We start from the raw sequence: 19,244 nt of genomic DNA, 5'->3' as shown, positions 1-19,244 counted from the left end.
CGGAGCGGGTACCACATCGCTGCGCGATGTGCAAGCGAACACCCGCGCTGCGCGCGGGTGTTGCGCTCACGCTCCGCGTGAGCGGAGCGGGACGCTGCGCGTCCCGCCCACCGGCCCGGCTGCGCCGGGCCGGTGACGCTCCGTCCGCTGCGCTCCCGGAGCGCGGGGCCTACGGCCCCGATGGGGTGGCCTCCGCTGCGCTCCAGCCACCCAACCGCACCCGCTGCGCGGGCACGGCAACGGGCCTGCGGCCCGGGCAGCGAGGAGAGGGTGCTGGGTGGGCCGGTTCTACTCGGGCTGGGTCACAGTCAGAGCCCAGCGGACACTGTCATCCGAGGCGTCAACGCCCACAGTGAAAGAACCTCGCTGCACGACCCCGGGGTCCATGGTCACCGAGCCCACACCCGCTCTGCCGGCAGGACAGTCCACCGAAAACTCAGCCACGCGTGCCTGCTGCGATTCCATCGTCACCGCCACACTGCCTCCGCCTTCACAGGCGACCGTGAGCACGGTCGGCAGCCCTTCCCATGCCCCACCGGACGCGACCCCGCCATCACCCGTCCACTCCGGCACCCACACCAAACCCTCAGGCCCGGGATGAGGAAGAAGACCACCATCCGCCGCGGCTGGCACCGCCCCTGCGCCCACCGCCCCGAAAGCCGCCAACAACGCCACTGCTACGGTCCTACGCGCACTCATCACGCCTGCCCCTCCTGATGGTCTGTCACGGCCAAGGCAGTGTGACGCGCGGGAAGACCACCACGCATGAGTACAACGACTCATGACATCCAGAGCGCTATGGGACATCAAGGGGTCGGCCCTGCTGCCGCGGGGTCGCTGCCGAACAGGCCTGCCGACCGAACCGCTACAGGGGAGGTCGGGTGTGGGCTAGAGCTGCTGGATCAGCATCCATATGACGAGTCCCAGGAAGATTACTCCGACCGCCCGGTTCATTTGCGTAACCCTTGCTTGTGGGCTCGGTCGCCTCGTGGTTCTTCACCCAGCCTCTCTGGAGGCGTGCGTTGGCCTTCCAGAGCAGTTGGGGGCGTACGACTTGGATCACCCCCATGACCAGAAAGAAGCACAAGACCAGGACGAATACCGGGCTGCTGCCATCACTGTCCGTGGCAGCCTGCACTACCGCATTGGGACTCATGAAGGCCGGTTGCCCCGGCCCCGGAGCAAGTAACGGAGGACACCGTCCAGGTGAACGCCTGCTAGGTGGCCTCTGCTGCGCTCCAGCCACCGGCCGAGCCCACTGCTGCTAACGGGCCGGCCTGCGGTCCGGGAAGGGAACCCCTGCACTGAGGGGTTGGCTCACTGACCGTCGCGCGCTGCTGCTTTCCTCTTGGCCCGGTTCGCCACCCACTGCACCACCACGTTGACCACGGCCACGAGAACCGCGAAGGCGAGCGCGTCGAGCCACGTTCTGCCTGTAACAGTGCGCCACACCACCGCGGCCGCCCCGTAGACGGCCACAACAATCGCCCAGCGCACCCAACGTCGAGACCACCACTCGACTGACCGCTCCCGTGTCTGCATGCCGACCAGTTACCCGGGATTCATGCCAGCAGGGTGACGGGGCTTCAGGCGGGGGCGTGACGGCGGGTGGCCGGCGCCTTGTGCGGGGCGGCGTAATGCGCGGGCCGGCCGGTCGCGGGGACGGCGAGGCGCCGCAGGGACAGGCTCGCGGTGGCCAGGAGAACGGTGAAGACGGCCAGGAGGAGGACGGACACCCACATCTGTCGGCTCCCGGGTGCCTGCCAGCCAGTCCAGGCCGCGGACCCTGCCCACAGCGCCATGGCTGCTGCGTAGAAGGAGCGGATGCGGCGCAGTTGGCGCTCGGCCCGCAGGAACTGGATGCGTTCGGTCTTCGGTGCCATGCGGCACCGTGTACCCCGATGCGTGATGCCCATCAGGGTCGGATGAAGTCTCGTGGAGGGGATCTGTCGAGGGGTGTCGCTAGTCTGCCTCTCAATGTGATGCAGCATGTAGTATTGGCGTAATGGGGGGACATTCGGTAGGAAGTGGTGCGCGTGGTGGTCTACGAGTACCTTCCGTGTGAACTTGCCCGGGCCGGGGTGATAGCACAAGCCGCTGGACTCGATCGTCACCAGGTGTCCGTGCAGGTACGCCTCGCGCAGGAACGTGTCGGGCGTGCGCGGCTGCGCCCTACGGAACCGCATCATTTGAGCGAGTTGTTCATCGCGGACCTGCGGCGCCTGCAGTGGGAACGGATCGCCCAGCTCATGGAGAGAGCAGGTGGTCGCGTACGTGCCCTCTCAGGACTTGCGTGCAGTCCGCTATGAAGAGCAGCGTCTGCAGCGGTTGGTGACAGACGGGGCCGAGGCTGAGCGGTCCGGGAGCGCAGCTTTGGAGATTGCGCGGCATCGTGTCTACCGGGTCGATACCCGGTGCACGCCGGCCGCTGCCGTCCGGACTTCCATGCCTCCACCGTCCACCTGATGGCCGCCTCCCCCGACGAAGCAGGCCGACGGGCGCGGGGCATCCACAAAGGAGACGACGGTCTCAACCAAGGCAGTAACTACCGGATCACGTCCGTCCAGCAGGTCCTTCCCGAACCGGGGGAAATCTTTTGATCCAGCTCCGAGAACACCAGGTGGAACAGAAACAGAGCATCCGGGAATGGGTCGGATTTTCTGCAAGATCATCTGTTCCCCCGGAAGGGATGCGGGGCACGATCGTGTCCGCCACCGGATCCGGCAAGACGATCATGGCTGCCGCGAGCGCGCTGGAGTGCTTCGCGGGCGGGCGGATCCTGGTGACTGTGCCCACCCTGGACCTGCTCGCACAGACCGCCCAGGCGTGGCGGGCGGTGGGCCACCGGGCGCCGATGGTGGCGGTGTGTTCGCTGGAGAATGACCCGGTGCTGGGCTCGCTGGGTGTGCGTACCACTACGAATCCGATCCAGCTCGCGCTGTGGGCCGGGTCCGGGCCCGTGGTCGTGTTCGCCACCTATGCCTCGCTGGTGGACCGCGAGGACCCGGAGGACCCGACGGGCCAGCGGACGTTTCGCGGGCCACTGGAAGCTGCTCTGGCGGGCGGGGAACGGCTCTACGGCCAGCGCCTGGGCGGTTTCGACCTGGCCATCGTGGACGAGGCGCACGGCACCGCTGGTGATCTTGGTCGGCCGTGGGCGGTGATCCACGACAACGCCCGCATCCCTGCGGACTACCGGCTCTACCTGACCGCCACCCCGCGGATCCTCGCCTCGCCCCGCCCGCAGAGGGGCGCGGCCGGCCAGGAGGTGGAGCTCGCGAGCATGACCGACGACCCGTACGGCACCTTCGGAGCCTGGCTCCCCGGCGCCGAGCTCGGGCTCTCGGAGGCCATCGAGCGGGGCATCCTCGCTGGATTCGAGATCGATGTCCTCGAGATCCGCGACCCCTCCCCCGTCGCCGGGGATTCCGAGGAGGCGCGGCGGGGCCGGCGCCTGGCGCTGCTGCAGACCGCACTTTTGGAGCACGCTGCGGCGTACAACCTGCGTACGGTCATGACGTTCCACCAGAAGGTCGAGGAGGCCGCCGCGTTCGCGCAGAAGCTGCCGAAGACGGCAGCCGAGCTGTATGCGGGCCAGATGTCGGCTGAGGAGCTGGCGAAGGTGGAGGAGAAGGTGGCGGAGCTGCCCGCGTCGTCGATCGGCGCCCGGCTGTACGAGCTGGAGGCCGGACGGCACGTACCGCCCGAGCGGGTGTGGTCGGCGTGGCTGTGCGGGGACCACCTCGTCACCGAGCGACGCGAGGTGCTCAGGCAGTTCGCCAACGGCATCGACGCAGAGGGCCGGCGCGTGCACCGGGCGTTCCTCGCCAGCTGCCGCGTCCTCGGGGAAGGCGTCGACATCACCGGCGAGCGGGGCGTGGAGGCCGTGTGCTTCGCGGACACCCGCGGTTCGCAGGTGGAGATCGTGCAGAACATCGGCCGGGCCCTGCGGCTCAACAAGGATGGGTCCACGAAGGTCGCGCGGATCATCGTGCCCGTCTTCCTCGAGCCCGGCGAAGACCCCACCGACATGGTCGCCTCCGCGAGCTTCAAGCCGCTCGTGGTCGTCCTCCAGGGCCTGCGTAGCCATGATGAGCGTCTGGTGGAGCAGCTCGCCTCCCGTGCCCTCGCCAGCGGCGAACGCAAGACCCACCTCCAGCGCGACGAGGACGGGCAGATCATCGCGGCCCACGGCGAGGTCCAGGAGCAGGCCGGCGTCGACGGTGCGGTCGAGTCCGCGCTCCTGCACTTCTCCACGCCACGCGACCCGGCGACCATCGCGGCGTTCCTGCGTACCCGGGTCTACCGGCCCGAATCGCTGGTCTGGCTGGAGGGCTACCAAGCCCTGCTGCGCTGGCGAAAGGAACATGAGATCACCGGGCTCTACGCCATCCCATACGACACGGAGACCGAGGTCGGCGTCACGAGGGCCTTTCCGCTGGGCCGATGGGTCCACCAGCAGCGCAAAGCGCTACGGGCCGGGGAGCTCGAACCGCGCCGCAAGAAGCTCCTCGACGCCCCCGAGGCGGGCATGGTCTGGGAGCCCGGCGAAGAGGCCTGGGAGAAGAAGCTGGCGGCGCTGCGCTCCTACCGCCGGGCCACCGGACACCTCGCGCCCAGGCAGGACGCGGTCTGGGGAGACGCCGAAGGCGAACTCGTCCCCGTCGGGCAGCACATGGCCAACCTCCGCCGCACAGACGGCCTGGGCAAGGACCACAAGCGGGCGGCTGAGCGCGCGGCGCAGCTGGCGGCGATCGACCGCGACTGGAACTGTCCCTGGTCGCTCGACTGGCAGCGTCACTACCGCCATCTCGCCGACCTGGCGGAGGACGAGCCTGGCGGGGTGCTGCCCGACATCGCACCCGGCGTACTGATGGACGGCGACGACATCGGGCGGTGGCTGAAGCGACAGACCCGGCCAGCGGCCTGGAAACAGCTGTCCCCCGAGCAGCAGGAGCGGCTGTCGAAGCTGGGCGTGCACCCCGCTCTGGCACCACCTCCCGCCCCGGCGGGCAAGGGCGCGGCGAAGGGGCCGACCAAGGCCCAGCAGGCGTTCCGGCGTGGGCTGGCCGCCCTGGCGCAGTGGGTCGAGCGGGAGGGTGCGAACCGTCCGGTACCGCGGAAAGCGGTCGAGTTTTTGCCTGACGGGACCGAGACGAAGCTCGGCGTATGGGTATCGAACACCCGCGCCAGACGCGACAGGCTCAGCGCGGAGCAGATCGACGCTCTGCGGGAGCTGGGGGTGGAGTGGGCGTAGTTGAGTCTGGAGGCTGTCCTGGCAGATCGCTGGGCTGGGAAGACAGTGAAGCGGCGAGATGCTGCCCCGTATCATCGCGTGCCGAGAAGCATGCGTAGGAAAGGGATCTGGCCGTGGACGAGCGGGGCGAGGAAGCGAAGCGGCCCGACGAGGAGTACTCAGAGGAACGCTTCGAGGAACTGGCCCGGTTCCTCTTCTCCCGCACAGACCTACTGCTGCTGAACCGCCCTGAGAACTCCGACACGGACCTGGCTGTACAGGCACTCAACAACGCGGTACGCGTACTGCTGGGTCAGGTACGGGCATACCGCGAGTGGGGGCAACGAGCCCGCCCTCGCCGGCGCGTGGGACACGCTCACCACCATCGCGCAGCGATGGCGACACCATCCCGACTTCCTCACCGACTGGGGATGGGAGTGAGCCCGGCAGAACAACGCGGCGATGCTGCTCCGCGCACGGGCGGGGACGTGTCGACGCTGAAGCACCAGGCCCTTGCCGCCTTCCAGCCCGGGGGTACCGCCGCTGAGCGCCATCCGCGCAGCGGCGGTCTTGCCCCGGCCCGGGTCGCCGAACAGACATACCGCGTCCTGGGTGGCCATCGCCTGCCCGACCGCCTCGCTCACCGTCCGCACCGACGACGTCCCCACCAGCTGCGCGCCCTCAGGCAACGCCACACCTGCCGGAGCACCGTTCTCCCCTGCCGGCAAGCTCCCGGTGCAACGACGCCAGGGAGGGCACCTCGCCCCCGGCGCCTTCGATGCCGGTGCAGCGCCGCGACGTTCCCGCCCGCCTGAGCCAGTGCCTCCCACATCTCGCCGTCGGCCGGACCGGCACACCCCGATGGCCCTGTCCGGACCTGAAGAGGAGCTGATGGTCCATCGGTCCGGGGATCGAGGAGGAGCGACCTCATCATCGCGTGCCAGGGTCGGGAATCGGACATTGTGTACGAGATTTCCTGAAACATCGGACTCAGCCCTCTTATGTGCCGGAGCATGCCGACTACGGCTTCGCCTCACCAGGGCGAGGGCGTCCGACCGCGGGGAGACACGGATGAAGCGTTCGACGAGAAGGCTAGGCAAGCCGCAGTTGCTGGGTGTGGGAGTCATGACGCTCCTCCTCGGCCTGGTCGCTGCCCCCACCGCGCAGGCGGCTCCGGCACCGGCTCCCGCTGCCGAGGAGTGCACCGGCAGCTGGGACGGCAAGACGTACTGGGCCAAGGGGCCGACCGGCCGCAATGGCGGCGGTTACGCGCGGACCTACTGGAACGGCTCCACCAAGCGCAACTGTGCGAAGTTCTGGTCCAGCCCTTACGACGGGCTCGCCTCCAACATCACCCTGGCGATCTTCGACGAGGGCGGTGACTACGCCATCGATCCGCCGAAGGAGCACCCGGAGAACTATCGCTACTACGCCGGCCCCATCTACACCTGGTTCAACGCGACGGGACAGTGCATCAGCCTGAGCGGCTCCCTGGTCCGAGGCGGAGCGAAATACCATCTGGACACCGGGCCGATCCGGTGCGGCTGATCCGTCACCATCCGAGGCGACGGTACGGCGCGCGTTCGTCGGCTTCGGCTTGCGCTTGTGCTGCGACGGCGCGATCCTGGCAGTTCTCGCACAGGTGCGGGTGCGACTGGCGATTGCCCCAGCCCGGGTTGGAGCCGACTGCCTCCCAGCGGTCGTCGGTGAACTTCTGTCCGCAGTCCCTGCACACCGGCCGCCGCGCTTCGCGCTGCGCGGCTTCCCGTTCCTCACGGCGCCGCTGTTCTTCCCGGGCTGCCTGGCGGCGGGCGAGGTAGGCATCGCGGCGGGCATTGCCGATCGCGTCCAGCAGTGGCTGGTGGTGGTCACGGCCGAAGCGCCAGAAGGCGGGCCCGGCCGGACCGTGTTCGCGCAGCTGCTGAAGCGTGGTCGCCACGATCGGGATGCAGCGGTCGTAGGGAGTGATAGCCGCCTTCGGGATGCCACCGTCCTTGCCAGTGGTGGCGGGTGAAGTCGGCGACCCTGGCCATCTGCCTCTTGGCGGAGCGCTGGCCGGCCTGGTGGAAGACGAGCAGGACCGGAGGGTGCACCCGCTCGTACTCATCGGACGCGGGTGCGGACCAGCGGGTGCGCCACACCGGCTTCTCGATACCTCGGTATCCCTCTCCTGCCGCAGGAAGAACCGGGCGTACTTGTCGAACTGCGCGGCGATGAGGACGGCGTCCTCGGTGCAGTTGTCCACCTCGAGGAACAACAAGGGCACGCCGGCCTCCGGGGCGGTCAGGACGACGTCGGCGCGGGCGCTGCCGATAGCGGGGTTCTTCCAGGTGCCCCTTCACCGGGAGCGCGACCTCGGTGGCGTAGGAGGCGAGGGTGCCGATCCCGTCAGGTGCGTGCACAGCGGCCTGTGCGCCGCGACCGCTTCGGCCGGCTCCCCCACAACCCGGGCCAGGTTCGGTTTCGGGCGGATCAGCGCGATGACCATCTCGTTCACCGTCATCGGGTGTGAGACGCCGGAGCGGCCTGCGCGGAGCATCTATCCATGCCCCGGGGCACGATGGAAGTATCCGCATTCAGACATGCAGCGGAGGGCGCACCCTGCCCGACCCCCGCTTTCGTCCATTAGGTGACTTGCCAGACCAGAGGATTCTTACTGCTCGCCGACTGTCGACACCTCATTTGGATCGGCACCCTCGGCCAGCAACCGGGCCAGCCTCTGCATCCTCGTGTTCCACCGCGTGATAGGCAGGCGTCCAGTAGTCACTCACCAGGGCATTCAATCGCCGCCGCAATGCGTCTGCGTCATCCGGGGCGGGTCAAATCCAGTTGTAGTTGGTGTCGTCCAGGGCCGGCAGGAGGGACTGGGCGGCGTCGAGCGGCGCGGTGGGAGCGGCGAGTTCGGCGAGCGGGACTGGTGGGAACAGAGCCTTGTTGGCAGCGTCCTTGTAGTGGCTCCAGGTAAGGTGGCCGACGCCAGCCATGTCGTCATGTTCGACGGTGTGCAAGCGGGCCCGAATGGGGGCTGCGATGTGCACGCGGAAGACGAGGTGGAGTTTGCGGGGTGGGGTGCTGCCGGGGCGGGTGACCATGGCGTCCTGTATCCAGGTCAGCTGTGGGGCGCTGCTTGCGTCTGCGAGGTTCAGGCCCAGTTCTTCGTCGAGTTCGCGTGCGAGGGCGTGTGGGATGGGTTCGCCGGGTTCGACGTTGCCGCCCGGCAGGGTGTACTGGTCTTGGCCGTTCTTGGTGCGGTGGATGAGGGCGATCTCGTCGCCGTTGAACAGAGCCGCGGCCACGCGGATCTTGATGTGGGCGAACGGTTCGGCGAACGTCACTGAGGCGTCCCTCCTTCGGTGGGCGGGGTCCGGTGGCTGCCCTTGGCCAAGCGGCACAGGCAGATGATGCAGCACGCGAGTCGCACAAGCCGTTACTGGCTCTAAGAAAAGCTGCTGATCATGAGTCCTCGCGGCGGTGAGTTCGGCGCATCGCCGACCGGCACGGGACGGCTCCTCGTCGCAAGGCCCGGCCGTCGCGGACGCGGGTGGTCTCGACGAGTGCCGGTCTCTTTCCGGTGAGGTGGAAGTCCTTGCGGAGGTGCTGCACGCGCTCGGCGAGCGCCTCACGGGCCGCTTGTTCCCCGCCGTTTCGAGCGCGGTGATTGCAGTAAGCGTGCCGGCCGGCTGACGCCGTCGGGGCTCTCAGTGCCCGGGCGAGGAAGTCACTGATGAGCCTGCTCAAGCGAGCGCCAGGCCCGAAGAAGCGGTCTCATCGGCGCCGGGGCGCACACCTGCCGGGTCGCCGTCCGCCCGCCGGTCCGGTGCCGGCCGTCGTGGCCGGCCGCGGGGCGGGTGCCGTCGGACGGGCCCACAGCGGCCGGTGCTTCCGCGGTGCGCGGAAGCGCCGGCTCATTCGCGGCGGTGGCGGGCGTAATGGCGTTGTGCCTTGGCGCGGTTGCCGCAGCCGGACATCGAGCACCAGCGGCGGGTGCCGTTCTTGGACACGTCGTAGAAGTGCAGCACGCACTGCGGGTTGCCGCAGGCGCGGATGCGATCCGGGCGGTCGGCCATCAGGCGCAGGAAGTCGGTGACCGCGGCCCAGCCCGGCAGCCAGGCCGGATTGGCCACCTCGGGCATGGTGGCCGGTCCGCCGGGGCCCAGGACCTGCCGCAGCCGGCCGTGGGCGAGCACGTCGTTGACGGCCGTGACGGCGGCGGGCGTCGGGTGCGCTGGGTCGGCGACCGCCTCGTCGAGCGCGGCGCGGGCCTGACGTAGTCGCTCCTGCGTGTCACGGCCGGCCGGGACGCGGGCGCCGCCGAGGGCGTCGCGGACCAGGGGCGTATTCAGCCACAGTGCTGTTCCGTCCAGGGAGTCGAGGAGGTCGTGCCGGCCCGTGGCGTCGATCCAGCGCGTGTTGAGCAGGTCGATGGCGAGCGGTTCGCCGGTCAGCGGCCTCGGGTCGGGCTCGGCGGGTGACGGCATGGTGCGGGTCCCTTCGTCGCGGCGGCACCCCACCCACGATAACCGGTCATTCCATGGTCACCGGTTGACTGCCCTTCGTTCTAACTTTTAATATCCACTTCAATGGTTACGAGGTGATCTCGTGGCCCCTGACGAAGGCGGTTGATCGACCATGGGCAAGGCGAAGAACCTGCAGACCGGTCACATCGGGCTGAATGTCACCGACCTCGACCGCTCGCTCGCCTTCTACTGCGAGGTCTTCGGCTTCGAGGTGCTGGCCCAGGGCAAGGAGGACGGCCGCCGCTGGGCGTTCCTCGGCCGGGACGAGCGCCTGGTCGTCACGCTGTGGCAGCAGAGCGAGGGCGCGTTCGCCACCGACCGGCCCGGGCTGCACCACCTCTCCTTCCAGGTCGACACCGTCGAGGAGGTCAAGGACATCGAGGAGGTGCTGCGCCGGCTGGGCGCCGGGTTCGCCTACGACGGTGTCGTCCCGCACGGCGAGAACACCAGTTCCGGCGGCATCTTCTTCACCGACCCCGACGGCACCCGCCTGGAGATCTACGCGCCGACCGGCGCAAACCCCGCTCACGCCCCGACCGAGAACGCTCCGACCTGCGGCTTCTTCTAGCCCGCGACGCTCGCCCCCGGCGCTCCCGCCCGGACGGGAGACCCGCCGGGCGGGAGCGCCGCCTGCCCTGTCCCGATGTACGAGAAGGAGCACGCCGTGGCCACCTATCACGCCGGCGAACTCGCGGTGCAGGAGCGGGCCGGCCTCGCCTTGCGGGCCGCTTCGGCGCTCCGCGCCGTCCGCGCCGAAGTACCGCCCGTCGCCCGACAATTCCTGGCCGAGCGACCCCTGATCGTGGTGGGCGCCGCCGACCCGGGGGGCCGGCTCTGGGCCACCCACCTCACCGGGGAACCCGGTTTCCTCCGCGTCCCCGACCCGCGCAGCCTGGTCATCGATGCACTGCCCGTCCCGGAGGACCCCCTCGCCGGTGTCCTCGGCGCGGCACGGTCCCTGCCGGTGGGGATGATCGCCATCGAGCCCGCCACACGACGCAGAATGCGGATCAACGGCCGCGCCGACCGGGACGGCACCGGACTGCGCGTCACCCTCGACCAGGTCGTCTCCAACTGCCCGAAATACATCCAGCAACGCGACCACCGCCCGGCGGACGCGGACGGGCCGGTGCTCCGCCGCGCGACCACGGGGCGCGCGCTGGACGCCGCGCAACGCGCGGCGGTAGGGCGGGCCGACACGTTCTTCGTCACCACCGCGTCCGACACGGGTCACGTCGACGCCTCGCACCGCGGCGGCAACCCGGGGTTCGTCCAGGTCCTCTCCGCCACCCTGCTGCGCTGGCCCGACTACACGGGTAACGCGATGTTCCTGACGCTGGGCAACCTGCACGTCAACCCGGCGGCGGGCATCCTCGTACCGGACTGGGAGACGGGCACCGCCCTCCATCTGTCCGGGACGGCCCGGACCGTCTGGGACGCCGAGGAGATCGCACGCACACCGGGGGCGCAGCGGCTCGTGGAGTTCTGCGTCGAGGCGGTGCACGAGGTGTCCGGCGCGTCCCCGCTGCGCTGGGGCGAGCCCGGCTACTCCCGCTACAACCCGCCGGTCCGCTGACCTCGCGCGGCGGACCGCCCGCCCGCACGGCCCCGGCCGCTGTCAGTGCCGGCTGACCCGCTACACGGCGGCCGAATCGCAGTGCCCACCTCGACGGCGTGGGCGAGCGGCACCCCACGCGTCCTCCTCACCCTGCATCCGGCCATCCACTCACCCCGATGACGCGGTTCCGGACGGGCCGGCGAGGGCGGAACCGGATGGCGGAGGGCCGCCGGCCGTCCGGAGCACGACAGACCGGGCCAGTCCGGTGCGAGTTGTCCAGCCGGCGTCGGCCGTGCGAAAACGACTTGTCCGCGCCCAGGGCGGCCGGACAGGCTGACCGGACAAAATCACGGTGCAAGGCCCCACGCACGTCACCGTTCCCACCCTGGCAGCACCCTCCGCGGGCAGCGGAAAGGCCAGGTGGCGGCGTTCCTGAGGACCCCCTACGTGGCCCCGCCGTTCGGCCCACGGCGCTTCGTGCGGTCCGAACCGCCACAGCCGTGGGCCGGGATGCACACCGCGCTCACCCCCGGGCCCGCCGCACCGCAGCTCGGCTACCACCCGGCGATGGCCGCCCTGCTGGAAGAAGCCGCGAGCACCGGCGAGGCCCGAACGCGATACGGACCGGAGCGTTCTTCGCCTTCCATCGTTCAGGTGCAACCTGAGAGAACGCGTCACCGTTTGTCGTCGCGTGTCGCGCAACACCCACGGAAGCCAGTGCCGCATCAGGCAACGTTCGCCTTGCCGTGACGTGGGCGGGAACTGTCCTGCTGCTCGCGAGGTCAGCCGAATGTCTCGCGGTGGCGCTTCAGTCGAAATCGCTGGCGGAAGTAAGGCCCTCGACGAAGGATCCGAAGTCCCCAGCGAGGGCCAACGGTGTGGGGCTCGCGCGAGCCCCACCCGGCGTCCCGCTGGTTGCCGAGCGGGCGTGGTAGGAGATCTCCCACACCCCGGGGAAGGGGATCTTGAGTTCCGGGACCTCGGTGATGTGCCATCCAAACAAGACGGCCCAGCTCAAGCGCACCCCTCCACGCCAGCCTGTTCGACCAACATGCACCGGCCCAGGATGACAGGCGCCTGCGAGAGGAACGGGAGCACGGTGGCCTCGATGCTCACGTGCCACTCAAGAGTGAAAGCAGGTACTCAGCGGGGGCTGGGCTTCAGCAGCGTGGCGGCCTCGGAGATGAAGCTTCCGGTGGCTTCCTTGGCTGCCTGTCGGCGGGCGTCCAGCACGGGGCGGTCGGTGGCATGGCGCAGCGCGTACGTGGCGTCTGCGGCCTGCTGGGCGGCACCGGCCAGCTCGGGGAGCAGGACCTGGAGGCGGATGTGCGGCGCGGTGATGGCCGCCCGGGTGTCGTTGCTCTTGGTCTGGGCTCCCAGTTGCTGCTCGCTGTCGGCCTCGTTCAGTGCCAGCCGTTCGCGGTGGAACATGGCCGACCGGTGTGCGTCCAGAGCGGCCGCGAACTCGGTGACGGCGGCGAGCTGGTCCTGGCGGTGGCTGTCGGCGCGCTGTTCTGCGCGGTCCGTGCGTGCTGTGCGGTGTTGGAGGAGTCCTGCCGTCAGGGCGCCGGCGAGGGTTCCGAGTACGGCGATGACCGAAGGCCACATCAGGTGGTGCGTCCTTTCGAGGGGGAGGGACTGACGCGGAGGCGCACGGCGTCTCCGCGTCAGTTACGGCCGCGCTCCAGGGCTAGGGACTGTTCTGAGTTCAGATCACGTGGTGGGTTGGAGGCTGCGGAGCCACGGGATGGCACCGCGTAGGTGGAGTCCGGCGAGGTGGGCCAGTGGTGTCATCTTCAGGTCACTGGGCAGCATCCGATGGCTCGTACCAGAGGCTCGTCATCGGGGAGCGCATGGTCCAGCCCAGTGAGGAGTAAAGCGCCCGACCCTCGGGCGTGCCGACCAGGAGGCCAGTCTTTGCGCCGGTCTCGTACGCGGCGCTCTGCAGCGTGCGCATCACCAGGCCGCCGAGGCCCTTGCGCCGGTGCTCGGCGGCGGTCTCGACCTGGTCGACCACGACATGGGCGCCTGCCTGGGCGATCTGTCCACGGGCGGCGAAGTGCCCGGCGCGCGTGCGGACCAGTACTCGGCTGACGCCGCCCCGGGTCCAACTGGTGAGCGTGTAACCGGCCGGCACCTCATGGCGCTCTGGCACTAGATGGCAGGTCATCAGAAAACCGGGGCTGTCGCGCCGCCAGCCCGGCCCGACCCAGGGCAGGACCGCCTGATGCTCGGCGAACAGCTTCAGCCACGTCCCGGGCGCGCTCGTCCCGGCGACGATCTTGCGCACATCGGCCTCGGAGGGCTCCGGCAGCACGTGTCGGGCAACGTGTTTGGGCTGCCCGACGTCGATCGTCCACCCCCACGGCTCGTCGACCGGGTCCGAGCTGCCGCGGGAGACGACCCAGCCGTTGATCCACATCCGCACAAGTTCACTGATCCTGGTGTCCGGCATCGCCGCCCGCCCCGCCTGAATGGTAATAGGTGATAGTGCGCAATGAACCTTACGCAACAGACGCAGGATTCACCATAGGAGCAGGTCGCTTGGCCAAGGACCACGAGCGATTGCCACGGGTAGCCACTGGGACTGTTCCGAGTTCAGGTCGCCGACGCCGGGCGATCGCGGCCCGGTAGAACGGTGGTGTGACGCGTGGTGATCTGAGCGATGCCGAATGGGAGTTGGGGGAGCCGTTCTTGCCGCTGGGTGAGCGCGGGCCAATCCCTGACCTGCGCCGACACTTCGATGCGGTGATGTGGCGGTACCGGACTGGGAGGCCGTGGCGGGACGTCCCTGAGCGCTACGGATCCTGGTCGACCGTCTACGGTCGGTTCCAGCTGTGGGCGGCGGCTGAACCTTCCAGGCATTGATGGACGGGATGATCGCCGAGGCCGCAACGCGAGGGCAGGTCGACCTCAGCCTGGTCAGCGTGGACTCCACGGTAGCCCGCGCGCACCACCACGCGGCCGGGATGGTCGTCGACCCGGAGTTGCCGCGGAACCTGGAGAAGGCCGTCGCGGAGCAAAAGGGGCTTCACCAAAGGGGCAAAACGAACCGTTATTGGCGGTGCCCAACCCGGCCGACGAGACGGACGACGCGACTCACGAGGAACGCCGCCGCGTGCGCCGCCGCCGCAGGGCCCGGCTTCGCGCGGCCGAGCTGGGGCGCTTGGGCGGCGGGCTGACCACCAAGGCCCACCTTGCGGCCGAACACCGCTGTCGGCCGTTGTCCTTCATCCTCACGCCCGGGCAGGCCGCCGACAGTCCCCGCTTCATCCCGGTCGTCGAGCAGATCAGGGTCCGCGGTCTGGCGGGCCGGCGCCGCGCCCGCCCGGACGCGATCGCCGGCGACAAGGCGTACTCCTCCCGCGCCAACCGCGCCTACCTGCGCCGACGCCGGATCCGGGGCGTCATCCCGGAGAAAGCCGACCAGACCGCCAACCGCAGTCCGAGCCGGCCGTCGGCAACGGCACGGGACTGGTCGGTCTCTCCGAGCGGGTCCAGGCGCTCGGGACGAAGGCGCGGGCCTTCGATCCCCGGCCCGGCGGCCGCCGTCGATGAGCTGGTGTGCGGCCTGGTCGGGTAGTTGGCCGACTGGCAGCAGTCGATCGGCGAGCTGGGCCGCGCGTTCACCACGGCAACTGAAGGCCGACCGCTACCCGGCTGGTCCACCGAGGTCGTCGCACGCCACCACCACGCTCACCTGCTCGCCGCCATCGTCGAGCTCGGCGGTGAGCTGGAGCTCCCAACTACCCGTAAAGGGCGCTTCAGGGGCGCGGTCATCCCAGAGCTGCGCGGTCAGCGACGCCTGCCGCCGCCGATGCGGCGGTCGTCGGCCAGTGCGGTCAGCGGGCCGAACTCGCGGGCAAGCTCGTTCCACGTCAGCACCTCGCCACAGCGGGCCGGGAACTCCTTCGGGTTGAACTCGGGCATGGTCCAGGTGCCAGTGCCCCGGTCCCGCAGCCACAGGTCCCCGTCACCGTCGACCACCGTCGGCGGGACCGGCACGGGCTCGGCCTGATCGGTGGGCTCCCAGGTGACCCGGCCCGGGTGGGAAACGCGGCGCAGCTCGGTGGTGGCCAGCCGCGCGGCCAAGTCACGGGTGGACTCCTCGGCGTCCTTGACCGACGCGAGTCGGAATGCGTCGTCAAGTACGGGCAGGGCTGGATTCTTGCTGCGCTTTGAACTCATACGCTGACGACCTCCGGTGGGGGGCGTCACATCCGTTATGGCACCCCGTAGAGGGACACGGTATCCGAGGCGGGAGCCGGGCGCGGCGCACTGACCGTCCCGCAGACGGATACCGGCGTCAAGGGCGTCTCGCCGGGCCAGGCCGACGGGTTGCGGCCGAAGTCGGCCGTGTCCAGCATCCGCGTCTCGTTGCGCCGCAACCCGTAGGCGTACGCAGTCTTGAGGAGCATCGCGTCGCGGAAAGCGGGCAGCCATCCCTTGCGGCCGCGTCCGCGGACCCGGCTCACCTCGTCGTCGGCGTGGTCGAAGAACGCCTGTAACTCATCTCGGGTGAGGGCCCGTTTCGGGGCCTCGGTCTCGCACTCCTGCATGTGCACGGCGGTATTCCACTCGTGACCCACCTGGATCGGATGGGTGCCGAAGCGGCGCTCACACTCAGCCGCCCAGCCGTAGGCCGGGTCGGTGGCGTAATCGCAGAACAGACGCGCCGCCACCTGGTAGCCGCGCAGCGTCGAGCGGACGCAGCCACGGACCGCCCGCAAGTCACCAAACCACTCGTCCGCCAGCATCGAGGACCAGCTCCACGGAAAGGCATCCGCGTGCGCGGCGAACGCCCGCACCTTCCGCTCCCGACCGTTGATGGTGGACAGCGCGAGGTTCCGCGCCAGCTGCTGGTTGCGCCAGCCGTCCAACATCGCCTCGAGGACCTGCTCCTCCGGCCGCAACAGCGGTACCCCGTGGGCCAGATGCAGCCGCACGGCCCCCGGTGCCAACCCATCCTTGGCCGCCAATTTCATCACGCTCCGTAGGTCGCATCGAGCGCGAGAATCTCGCATCAGATGCGAAGCCCGGAGCGGGCGTGCTGCGCCTGCAGGCGGACCGGATGTGGCTCCAGTCCGGAGGCAGCTGCCGCCTCACGGTTTTCAGTCCCGTCGACGACGAGACCGCCGAGAAATTGGAGCGTCTGCATGCCCTCGCGGGCTGACCCGCGCCGAACGGCTCGGACGACCGCGATCACGCCGAGATGAACGGCTCCGTCAAATGCGGCGTCGCCAGGTGCAGCGTGGTGGCGGTTTCGCGGCCGAGCATGCGCTCCCTTGAGTGCCTGGCCGCCTCAGGGTCGGTCTCGTGCGAGTAGGCGAGCTCGGGGTGGAGCAGCTGGAGCGCGTGCACCAGGAGGTCGCCGGTGACGAGCGCCAGCTCGCGCCCGTCGGCGACCAGCACACTCTGGTGCCCGGGCGTGTGCCCGGGCGTGGCAACCGCGCGCCCGGCGCGCAGCGGCGTGTCCCCGTCGAGGAGCCGGAGCCGACCGGCCGCCGCGAGCGGGTCGGTTAGGGTCTCGCGAAGCTGCGGGTTGAGCGCGTCGAGGGCGTCGAACTCGGCCCGCTGGAGCAGGTATTCGGCGTTCGGGAAATAGGGCCGACGGCCGCTGGTCGCACTGCCAGGCGCAGGGGCGCCGCCCACCGCGCCGCCCGCTGATGGGACGGCCGCCTCGGTCACGACCGCCCACCCGACGTGGTCGGTGTGCAGATGTGTGAGCACCACGGTGTCGACTTCGGCCGGGTCGATGCCCGCGGCGGCGAGCGACTCGGGGAGCGCACCGGGCACGGGCGCCCACGAGCCGGCCGGGCTGTCCGCCGGACCGATCCCGGCGTCCACGACGGTGAGACCCCTGTCGCCGCGGATCGCGTACGCGCGGAACTGGAGTTGCCAGCGGCCCTCGGTGTCGACCGCGCCCGGGTCGTAGCGGTCGGCCTCGGCCCACTGAGCGGCCGTGGCCTCGGGGAAGGCCTCGGCGCGCGGGGAGAAGAACGGGCCCTCGCCGTCGGCGAGGGCGATGATCTCGGTCGAGCCGATCCAGAGGCGGGGAACGCTGAGGGACATGGCCGCGATCCTGCCATGCCTTGCACGGGTGCGTCACAGGGCTGCCGGGAGGTTCCCGCGGGGCGGTTGCGGCCGGAGGGAGGGCAGGGTCAGGTGCCACCAGTCGGTCAGGCGGTCGTCGAGGGCGTTCGTACCCTCGAGGGCGTCGGTGAGGGTGCACAGGCCGAAGAACGCGCGCACCAGGGTCCGGGCTGTGCGGGCGGGGCGGACGCGCTCGTTGAGATGTCCTGCTAGGCGGGCCTGTGCGAGCAGTCGCGTGGCGGCGGCGGTCCACAGCGCGAAGGGGTCGGGTACGGGAGCCGTCATGACGGTGCGTTCGGCCCACAGGCGGGCGCCGGCGCGTGTCACGGGGTCCTGGGCGAGGTCGTGGGCGATTGCATAGCTGAGGGCAACGAGCCGTTCGAGCGGGGGGACTGTCTCGTCTTCGTAGGGTGCAGCGAGCTGGGACCAGGTGGCGAACCGGTCTTCGACGACGGCGAGGGCGATGCCCTCCTTGCCGGTGTAGTGGAAGTAGACCGCGCCGCTGGTCCGGCCCGATCTTGCACTTATGTCGTTGACGCTGGTGGCCGCGTATCCCTGTTCAGCGAATAGTTGGGCGGCCGCTTCCAGCAGTGATCTGCGGGTTGCCTTCGCCCGTTCTTGCAACGTTCCATCCGCCCTCGCTCTGTTCTCATGTTGGCCACGAATTTAGTGCGCCAGCGTACGCCCGGAGCCCAAAGAGGCACTTTGGTGGGGCAATTACGCAGTTCTTTCGAAGGCGAACACTTGCGAGTGGTAATGGGCGCAAGGGGCTCCGGGGTGGGCGCGGCCTAGGGCGTGTGTCAACTGATGGGCGAGATAGCGGTATTGACGGTCTCGGCGGCTGTGTCACGGTTGTCGCCGCCACCCGGCCATACGCCTGTTTCCGACACCCGTCGAGTCACCAAAAAGGGTTATTGCCCGATTTGCCTGGACGAAAATAACGTAGCGGAAGCTATCTTTCCGTTTCCCCTTATGGCTACGGAAAGGCCGCATGCGTACACGTGAAGGCATGGGAGGCTCCAGTGACCACCTCGGACCGCGGTCTGCTCGACTGGTCGCCCGAAGCCGTCGTCTTCGACTGCGACGGCACCCTGATGGACAGCGAACGCCATTGGCAGGAGGCTCGCAGCCGGGCCTTTCGGGAGCACGGGCTCCAGCCGCCGCCCGGGTTCGCGGAGCAGGCCCTTGGCCTGCACTACGAGGACTGCGGCCGGCTCATGGCGCAGTCCGTGCACAAACCCGAACTGACCGAGGACCTGACGGCCGCGCTTCTCGACCACTTCCTGGCACTGGTCACCGACGAACCGGTGACGATGCCGGGTGCGGTGCGGCTCGTACGGCTGCTCTCCGACCGCCTGCCGCTGGCGGTGGCCAGCAACTGCCCGAGAGTCGTGGTCGAAGGCAGCCTGGAACGGGCCGGGCTGCTCGCGCACTTCCAGCACCTCGTCGTCCCCGACACCGGGGACCGCGTGCGCCCCAAGCCGCACCCCGACGTGTACGCCGTGGCGGCCCGGCTCTGCGGCGTCCACCCGCACCGGGCACTGGCCGTGGAGGACTCCCTGACCGGTGTGGAAGCGGCCCGCCGGGCCGGCCTGCGGGTCCTGGGCGTCGGCCCCCGGCCACAGGGCGACGGCGCCGCCCGGGCCGACGGGTGGTTACCGGCGCTGGACGCTCCCGAACTGCTGGCCTGGGCCCACGCGCTGGACGGCCCGCGGGGGACGCGAGAGCCCTGACAGCCCGCCGAGATCCGCCAACGCCAAGCGCTCGCACTCCCCCGGTGACCGCGGACGGCAGCACGCTGGTGCGGCGGGAAGAACCTGATGCGGTGGGCCGGGCCAGG

Annotated in this window: 20 protein-coding genes; 8 read left to right on the top strand and 12 right to left on the bottom strand. The window is 69.8% G+C overall.

The window, feature by feature from the left end:
• Nucleotides 1–1,317: 1,317 nt before the first annotated feature.
• Both SAM23877_RS36145 and SAM23877_RS36140 read right to left on the bottom strand, forming a co-directional pair.
• Entirely contained in the window at nt 1,318–1,479 is a 162-nt protein-coding gene (locus tag SAM23877_RS36145) for a hypothetical protein (RefSeq protein WP_159041943.1), read from the bottom strand.
• 107 nt (nt 1,480–1,586) lie between these two features.
• On the bottom strand, nt 1,587–1,883 hold the full coding sequence (locus SAM23877_RS36140) for a hypothetical protein (RefSeq protein WP_053141967.1): 297 nt from the start codon (nt 1,881–1,883) through the stop codon (nt 1,587–1,589).
• Between the two features lie 713 nt (nt 1,884–2,596).
• On the opposite strand from SAM23877_RS36140, the gene SAM23877_RS36135 reads away from it, so the two are divergent.
• Nucleotides 2,597–5,257: a DEAD/DEAH box helicase gene (locus SAM23877_RS36135; protein ID WP_079029930.1), complete on the top strand. Its 2,661-nt coding sequence runs from the start codon at nt 2,597–2,599 to the stop codon at nt 5,255–5,257.
• Between the two features lie 209 nt (nt 5,258–5,466).
• Here SAM23877_RS36135 and SAM23877_RS41680 read toward each other — a convergent pair whose 3' ends face one another.
• Entirely contained in the window at nt 5,467–5,931 is a 465-nt protein-coding gene (locus tag SAM23877_RS41680; protein WP_053125580.1) for a DEAD/DEAH box helicase family protein, read from the bottom strand.
• Between the two features lie 376 nt (nt 5,932–6,307).
• Here SAM23877_RS41680 and SAM23877_RS36125 point away from each other — a divergent pair, with 376 nt between their 5' ends.
• Nucleotides 6,308–6,784: a hypothetical protein gene (locus SAM23877_RS36125; protein WP_244902867.1), complete on the top strand. Its 477-nt coding sequence runs from the start codon at nt 6,308–6,310 to the stop codon at nt 6,782–6,784.
• Nucleotides 6,785–6,788: 4 nt separating this feature from the next.
• Here SAM23877_RS36125 and SAM23877_RS36120 read toward each other — a convergent pair whose 3' ends face one another.
• The 3 genes from SAM23877_RS36120 to SAM23877_RS36105 all read right to left on the bottom strand — a co-directional run bounded on the left by SAM23877_RS36120 (nt 6,789) and on the right by SAM23877_RS36105 (nt 9,714).
• On the bottom strand, nt 6,789–7,175 hold the full coding sequence (locus tag SAM23877_RS36120; protein WP_053125584.1) for a hypothetical protein: 387 nt from the start codon (nt 7,173–7,175) through the stop codon (nt 6,789–6,791).
• Nucleotides 7,176–8,055: 880 nt separating this feature from the next.
• Nucleotides 8,056–8,571: an NUDIX hydrolase gene (locus SAM23877_RS41675; RefSeq protein ID WP_053125599.1), complete on the bottom strand. Its 516-nt coding sequence runs from the start codon at nt 8,569–8,571 to the stop codon at nt 8,056–8,058.
• Nucleotides 8,572–9,141: 570 nt separating this feature from the next.
• On the bottom strand, nt 9,142–9,714 hold the full coding sequence (locus SAM23877_RS36105; protein ID WP_053125602.1) for a CGNR zinc finger domain-containing protein: 573 nt from the start codon (nt 9,712–9,714) through the stop codon (nt 9,142–9,144).
• A 151-nt stretch (nt 9,715–9,865) separates the two neighbouring features.
• Between SAM23877_RS36105 and SAM23877_RS36100 the strand changes: the two genes are divergently transcribed.
• The 3 genes from SAM23877_RS36100 to SAM23877_RS39490 all read left to right on the top strand — a co-directional run bounded on the left by SAM23877_RS36100 (nt 9,866) and on the right by SAM23877_RS39490 (nt 12,061).
• Nucleotides 9,866–10,321 carry a VOC family protein gene (locus SAM23877_RS36100; protein WP_053125604.1) on the top strand — a complete coding sequence of 152 codons (456 nt, stop codon included), beginning with the start codon at nt 9,866–9,868 and terminating at the stop codon, nt 10,319–10,321.
• Between the two features lie 96 nt (nt 10,322–10,417).
• The gene (locus SAM23877_RS36095; protein WP_107408705.1) at nt 10,418–11,329 is read left to right on the top strand and encodes a pyridoxamine 5'-phosphate oxidase family protein; all 912 of its coding nucleotides are present in this window, start codon (nt 10,418–10,420) and stop codon (nt 11,327–11,329) included.
• A 315-nt stretch (nt 11,330–11,644) separates the two neighbouring features.
• The gene (locus tag SAM23877_RS39490) at nt 11,645–12,061 is read left to right on the top strand and encodes a carboxylesterase family protein (protein ID WP_107408627.1); all 417 of its coding nucleotides are present in this window, start codon (nt 11,645–11,647) and stop codon (nt 12,059–12,061) included.
• Between the two features lie 393 nt (nt 12,062–12,454).
• Here SAM23877_RS39490 and SAM23877_RS36085 read toward each other — a convergent pair whose 3' ends face one another.
• Nucleotides 12,455–12,919, bottom strand: a complete 465-nt coding sequence (locus tag SAM23877_RS36085; protein WP_053125610.1) for a hypothetical protein — start codon at nt 12,917–12,919, stop codon at nt 12,455–12,457.
• Between the two features lie 193 nt (nt 12,920–13,112).
• The gene (locus SAM23877_RS36080; protein ID WP_244902869.1) at nt 13,113–13,733 is read right to left on the bottom strand and encodes a GNAT family N-acetyltransferase; all 621 of its coding nucleotides are present in this window, start codon (nt 13,731–13,733) and stop codon (nt 13,113–13,115) included.
• A 221-nt stretch (nt 13,734–13,954) separates the two neighbouring features.
• On the opposite strand from SAM23877_RS36080, the gene SAM23877_RS42270 reads away from it, so the two are divergent.
• The gene (locus SAM23877_RS42270; protein WP_079029931.1) at nt 13,955–14,179 is read left to right on the top strand and encodes a transposase; all 225 of its coding nucleotides are present in this window, start codon (nt 13,955–13,957) and stop codon (nt 14,177–14,179) included.
• Nucleotides 14,180–14,375: 196 nt separating this feature from the next.
• On the top strand, nt 14,376–14,894 hold the full coding sequence (locus SAM23877_RS41670) for a transposase (RefSeq protein ID WP_159041945.1): 519 nt from the start codon (nt 14,376–14,378) through the stop codon (nt 14,892–14,894).
• 212 nt (nt 14,895–15,106) lie between these two features.
• Here the strand turns inward: SAM23877_RS41670 and SAM23877_RS36070 are convergent, their stop codons facing one another.
• The 4 genes from SAM23877_RS36070 to SAM23877_RS36055 all read right to left on the bottom strand — a co-directional run bounded on the left by SAM23877_RS36070 (nt 15,107) and on the right by SAM23877_RS36055 (nt 18,028).
• Nucleotides 15,107–15,499, bottom strand: coding sequence for a hypothetical protein (locus SAM23877_RS36070; protein ID WP_053125618.1), 393 nt, complete (start codon nt 15,497–15,499; stop codon nt 15,107–15,109).
• A 35-nt stretch (nt 15,500–15,534) separates the two neighbouring features.
• Nucleotides 15,535–16,299 carry a hypothetical protein gene (locus tag SAM23877_RS40645; RefSeq protein ID WP_218922749.1) on the bottom strand — a complete coding sequence of 255 codons (765 nt, stop codon included), beginning with the start codon at nt 16,297–16,299 and terminating at the stop codon, nt 15,535–15,537.
• Nucleotides 16,300–16,513: 214 nt separating this feature from the next.
• Entirely contained in the window at nt 16,514–17,383 is an 870-nt protein-coding gene (locus SAM23877_RS36060; RefSeq protein ID WP_053125620.1) for an MBL fold metallo-hydrolase, read from the bottom strand.
• Nucleotides 17,384–17,416: 33 nt separating this feature from the next.
• The gene (locus SAM23877_RS36055; RefSeq protein WP_053125622.1) at nt 17,417–18,028 is read right to left on the bottom strand and encodes a ScbR family autoregulator-binding transcription factor; all 612 of its coding nucleotides are present in this window, start codon (nt 18,026–18,028) and stop codon (nt 17,417–17,419) included.
• 398 nt (nt 18,029–18,426) lie between these two features.
• On the opposite strand from SAM23877_RS36055, the gene SAM23877_RS36050 reads away from it, so the two are divergent.
• Complete coding sequence (locus SAM23877_RS36050; protein ID WP_053125626.1) at nt 18,427–19,137, top strand: HAD family hydrolase; 711 nt, start codon at nt 18,427–18,429, stop codon at nt 19,135–19,137.
• Nucleotides 19,138–19,244: the final 107 nt, after the last annotated feature.

Source organism: Streptomyces ambofaciens ATCC 23877 (assembly GCF_001267885.1).
GTDB classification, from domain to species: Bacteria; Actinomycetota; Actinomycetes; order Streptomycetales; family Streptomycetaceae; genus Streptomyces; species Streptomyces ambofaciens.
Note: the sequence above shows the minus strand (reverse complement) of the source record. Positions and strands in the feature narration are given on the sequence as shown.

Bases quoted from the DNA above. Each gene is read 5' to 3' on its own strand.
- SAM23877_RS36140 (WP_053141967.1), bottom strand. From the start codon at position 1,883: ATGGCACCGAAGACCGAACGCATCCAGTTCCTGCGGGCCGAGCGCCAA.
- SAM23877_RS36125 (WP_244902867.1), top strand. From the start codon at position 6,308: ATGAAGCGTTCGACGAGAAGGCTAGGCAAGCCGCAGTTGCTGGGTGTG.
- SAM23877_RS36105 (WP_053125602.1), bottom strand. From the start codon at position 9,714: ATGCCGTCACCCGCCGAGCCCGACCCGAGGCCGCTGACCGGCGAACCG.
- SAM23877_RS36100 (WP_053125604.1), top strand. From the start codon at position 9,866: ATGGGCAAGGCGAAGAACCTGCAGACCGGTCACATCGGGCTGAATGTC.
- SAM23877_RS36085 (WP_053125610.1), bottom strand. From the start codon at position 12,919: ATGTGGCCTTCGGTCATCGCCGTACTCGGAACCCTCGCCGGCGCCCTG.
- SAM23877_RS36080 (WP_244902869.1), bottom strand. From the start codon at position 13,733: ATGTGGATCAACGGCTGGGTCGTCTCCCGCGGCAGCTCGGACCCGGTC.
- SAM23877_RS36070 (WP_053125618.1), bottom strand. From the start codon at position 15,499: ATGAGTTCAAAGCGCAGCAAGAATCCAGCCCTGCCCGTACTTGACGAC.
- SAM23877_RS36060 (WP_053125620.1), bottom strand. From the start codon at position 17,383: ATGTCCCTCAGCGTTCCCCGCCTCTGGATCGGCTCGACCGAGATCATC.